Source organism: Actinomycetospora sp., from assembly GCF_055612215.1.
On sequence record NZ_JBVPVA010000227.1, the window covers coordinates 1 to 4,073 of the forward strand.

Sequence of the window (4,073 nt, forward strand, 5' to 3'; positions counted from 1 at the left end):
CTCGACGCCTTCGAGGCGGGCCGCAGCCATCCCGTCCCGCTGATCATCGGCACCAACGACACCGAGGGCCGGCTCTTCGAGCTCCCCGGGCTGCGGCTCGATCTGCTGGTGTCCGACGAGCGCGCCGACGCCCTGTTCGCCGCGACCCAGCCTGAGCTGGGCGAGCAGGTCCTCGCCGCCTACCGCGGCACGCCCCACCGCAAGGACCTCGGCGGCGACTACATGTTCTGGTACCCGTCCGTGCAGGTCAGGGAGGCGCACGCCGCGGCGGGGAACCCGGTGTACGCCTATCGCTACGACCTCGCGCCGCGGCTGCTGCGCTGGGCGGGCCTGCGCGCGACCCACGCCAGCGAGCTCTACCCGGTGTTCGGGATGGCGGACTCGCGCGTCGGGAAGATCCTGACGATCCTGGGCGGCCGGCGCGCACTGCGGGGGGCGTCGGAGCGGATGCAGCGTGCGTGGACGTCGTTCGCCCACCACGGGGCGCCCGACGGGTTCTGGCCGCGGTACACGGCCGAGACCCGGCTGACCCGGATCGTCGACGCCACCGACCGCGTCGAGAGCGACCCGCGCCGCGAACGCCGGCTCGCCTGGCAGGGGTTCCGCGGGTACCGCTGAGGGCTGCTCGGTCGTTCTGAGCGAAGGGCACCTTCGGTCGGGTAGAGCGGCCAGAGGTGCCCCTCGCCGGAACCGCGGCCGGCCCGTCGTTCTGAGCGAAGGGCACCTTCGGTCGGGTAGAGCGGCCAGGGGCGCCCCTCGCCGGACGCACCCGCAGTGCTGCCAGGGTGGGCGGCGTGGACGAGGGACGACCGCTCCGGCCCGACGACGTGGCGGCTCGGCTGGACGCGGGCGACCCCGTCGAGGACGCCGACCTGACCGGCCTGGACCTGCGCGCACTGCTCGCCGGCCGGCGCGACCCCGTGCTGCGCCGCTGCTCGGCCACAGAGCCGGACCTCCACGGAGTCGACCTCACCGGGCTGACCCTCGACGCCTGCCGCTTCCCCGGCGCCGACCTGCGCGGAGCCACCCTCGACGGCGTCCGGGTCCGCCGTGGGTCGCTGGTCGGTGCCGAGCTCGTCGACGCCGACCTGACCGACGCGGTCTTCGAGGCCACCGACCTCTCCCGCATCCGGCTGACCGGCGCATTGCTCACCGAGACCCGGTTCACCGACTGCCGCATGATCGGCGCCGACCTCTCCGGCCTGCGCGGCCTCGCCGTCACCTACCGGCTCGACGGCTCGAACCTCGGCCTCGCCAACCTGCAGGACGTGGCCTGGCGCGCGGTGACCCTGCGCGGCCTCGACCTCTCCGAGGCCGACCTCCGGGGCGCCGACCTGCGCGACGCCACGCTGCTCGACTGCACCCTGCGCGACGTCGACCTCGCCCACACCCGACTGGCCGGCGCGGACCTGCGCGGCGCCGACCTCGGCGAGCTCACCGAGGACGCGCCGCGGACCCTGCGGGGCGCGATCGTCAGCGAGGCGCAGGCCGCCGACGTGTGCCGAGCCCTGGGCCTCGTCGTCTCCTGACCCGACCCGGGTCGGACCCGTTGACGCGCCACTTGTTTTTTGCAAGTGTGAGCAGCGTCCAGAACGGACCCACGAGAGGACCGAGATGCCCACGATGTTCGTCAACCTGCCGGTGACCGACCTGGAGCGGGCGAAGGCCTTCTACACGGCGGTCGGGTTCACCATCAATCCGCAGTTCTCGGACCACAACGTCGCCTGCGTCGTCGTCGAGGACGGCCACAACTACTTCATGATCCACACGCGCGAGTACTTCCAGACCATGACCGAGCTGCCGATCGGCGACCCGGCGAAGAACCCCTCCGCGGCGACCACGATCTTCCTCGACAGCCGGGAGGAGGTCGACGTCGCGGTGGCCGCCGGCGTCGCGGCGGGCGGCGCCGAGCCGAGTGCCCCCGCGGACTACGGCTTCATGTACCAGCGCCCGCTCACCGACCCGGACGGCAACGTGATCGACTTCGGCTGGATGGACCCGGTCGCCGCCGAGCAGGGCCCCGAGGCCTTCGCGAGCCAGCAGGGCTGAGGACCGGGTTCCGATGGCCCCGCGGGAGTACGGGCAGTACGACGGCGTCACGCGGGCGCTGGAGCTCGTCGGCGAGCGCTGGGCGATGCTCATCGTCCGCGACCTGCTCGTCGGGCCCCGCCGCAACGGGGAACTCGCCGCGGGTCTGCCCCGCATCCCGAGCAACATCCTGGCGGCGCGGCTCAAGGAACTGCAGGCCGCCGGGGTCATCCGTCGGGCGCCCCGCTCGCGCATCATCATCTACGAGCTGACGCCCTACGGCCGCGAGCTCGAGCCGGTCGTCCTCGCGCTGAGCGCCTGGGGCTTCAAGGCCCTGGGCGACCCGAGGGAGGAGCAGATCATCACCCCGGACGGGATGACCGTGGCCCTGCGCACCGCGTTCCGGCCGCAGGTGGCGGCGGGCCTTCCCACCACCGCCTACGGGGCGCGCATCGGTCCCGCCGAGCTGCGCATCCGCGTGGAGGGCACCACCCTCGACGTGACCCGGGAGGACGGACCGGTCGACCTCGCCTTCGCGTCGGGTCCGGGGATCCGCCGGGTCCTCTCCGGCGAGCTCGCCCCGCAGCGGGCGATCGAGACCGGCGTCGTCGAGGTGCTGAGCGGGCGCCGCGACCTCCTCGACCGCTTCGCGAGCACGTTCCACCTCGCCGCGTGAGGTCGGTGGCCGCCACCTAGTGGGCGGCGGCCTCCGACCCCGACGCGGACTCCGACCCGGTGCCGGCCGACGCGGACCGACCTCGGCGCAGCCGGCGGTACACGTACATCGTGATGATCGCGGACACGACCGTCACCACGGCGAAGACGATCCCGAGGACGAGCTCGTCGATCACCGCGATGAAGACGACGGTGACGAACAGGGACAGAATCGTGCCGATGGTGCCGATCCCGACGTTGAGCTTGAGCTCGCTCTGCTTCTCCGGCGAGCTGTCCGGCAGCGCGGCGGGGTTGCGGGCCAGGGAGGGGTCCATGGCGGAATAGATACCCGACCCGGGGTCGTCCGTCACTGCCACCCGCCGAACGTCACCGGCCCGACGTCACGACGACGTCCGGGGTGTCCGTCGCGCGAACCCCGAGGCGCGGCTGACCGGCCGCTCGACGGCCGCGCGGACCGCCTCGGCCGAGCCGACCACCCGGACGCTCGTGCGGGCCCGGGTGACCGCGGTGTACAGCAGCTCGCGGGTCAGCAGCGGCGACTCCGGGGGCGGCAGCAGCACGCTGACCCGGGCGTACTGGCTGCCCTGGGCCCGGTGGACGGTCATCGCGTGCACCGTCTGCACCCCGCCGAGCAGGGCGGGCGCGCGCTGCAGCGGGGTGCCCCCGCGGCTGAACACGGCCATCGGGCGCGTCCCGCCGCCGGGCGCGGGGAGCTCGACGACGACGCCGGTGTCGCCGTTGTAGAGCCCGAGGTCGTAGTCGTTGGCCGTGACGAGCAGCGGCCGCCCGGGCCACCACTCGGCACCCGCCGCGCGGTCGGCGTCGACCAGGACGTCGCCGTCGGAGTCGGCCCGGTCGAGCCAGCGCTCGACCTGCACGGCCCACCGCGCGACGCCGTAGGGCCCGCGCCGGTGCGCGCAGAGCAGTCGGTGCTCCTCGGCCTGCTCGAGCGCGGTCACCGCGTCCCCGCTCCGGGCCGCGATGGCGACCTCCCGCGCGCCGCCCACGACCTCTGCGCGCAGTCCCTGGAGGCCGGCGGGCTCCCGCTCGGTCAGGGTCGCGGCGTCGTCGTACTCCACGAACTCCAGCGACGCCGCGCCACGCAGGCACTCGAGGGCGGCGTCGGCGTCCCCGGCGCGGATCGCGGCGGCGAGCGCGGCGATGTCGTCGTTGTTGCGGTAGTTCCGCTCGAGCCGGACGACCCCGTTGGAGCCGGGCCGCGCGGTGCACCCGATGGCGTCGAGCGCGGTGTCCACGGCGTCGGAGCGGGCCTGCGCGCCGGCGCCGAGGTCGGGGGCGTTGACCAGGTCGCCCAGCACGGCGCCGGCCTCGACGGAGGCGAGCTGGTCGGGGTCGCCGACGAACACCAC

The 4,073-nt window shown here is 74.2% G+C and carries 6 protein-coding genes; 4 read left to right on the forward strand and 2 right to left on the reverse strand.

The genetic code is table 11. From position 1 onward, the window contains the following. From AC0CYZ_RS06340 to AC0CYZ_RS06355, 4 genes are all read left to right on the forward strand, one after another. Positions 1-618, forward strand: a 618-nt coding sequence (locus tag AC0CYZ_RS06340) for a carboxylesterase family protein (protein ID WP_472213427.1), incomplete at its 5' end; no start/stop codon positions are given. Positions 619-794: 176 nt separating this feature from the next. Then, positions 795-1,529 carry a pentapeptide repeat-containing protein gene (locus tag AC0CYZ_RS06345; RefSeq protein WP_472213429.1) on the forward strand — a complete coding sequence of 245 codons (735 nt, stop codon included), beginning with the start codon at positions 795-797 and terminating at the stop codon, positions 1,527-1,529. A gap of 85 nt (positions 1,530-1,614) precedes the next feature. After that, positions 1,615-2,049: a VOC family protein gene (locus AC0CYZ_RS06350; RefSeq protein WP_472213431.1), complete on the forward strand. Its 435-nt coding sequence runs from the start codon at positions 1,615-1,617 to the stop codon at positions 2,047-2,049. A 13-nt stretch (positions 2,050-2,062) separates the two neighbouring features. Continuing rightward, positions 2,063-2,704 (forward strand): winged helix-turn-helix transcriptional regulator, encoded by a 642-nt coding sequence (locus AC0CYZ_RS06355; RefSeq protein WP_472213433.1) that lies wholly within the window; start codon positions 2,063-2,065, stop codon positions 2,702-2,704. Between the two features lie 16 nt (positions 2,705-2,720). Here AC0CYZ_RS06355 and AC0CYZ_RS06360 read toward each other — a convergent pair whose 3' ends face one another. Both AC0CYZ_RS06360 and AC0CYZ_RS06365 read right to left on the reverse strand, forming a co-directional pair. Beyond that, positions 2,721-3,017 (reverse strand): hypothetical protein, encoded by a 297-nt coding sequence (locus AC0CYZ_RS06360; protein WP_472213435.1) that lies wholly within the window; start codon positions 3,015-3,017, stop codon positions 2,721-2,723. A gap of 66 nt (positions 3,018-3,083) precedes the next feature. Further along, a partial coding sequence (locus AC0CYZ_RS06365) for an ATP-binding domain-containing protein (RefSeq protein ID WP_472213437.1) occupies positions 3,084-4,073 on the reverse strand: 990 nt, incomplete at its 5' end.

What these genes read in the sequence shown, in the direction of transcription:
- AC0CYZ_RS06355 (WP_472213433.1), top strand. Translation starts at nt 2,063, where the DNA reads ATGGCCCCGCGGGAGTACGGGCAGTACGACGGCGTCACGCGGGCGCTG.
- AC0CYZ_RS06350 (WP_472213431.1), top strand. Translation starts at nt 1,615, where the DNA reads ATGCCCACGATGTTCGTCAACCTGCCGGTGACCGACCTGGAGCGGGCG.
- AC0CYZ_RS06360 (WP_472213435.1), bottom strand. Translation starts at nt 3,017, where the DNA reads ATGGACCCCTCCCTGGCCCGCAACCCCGCCGCGCTGCCGGACAGCTCG.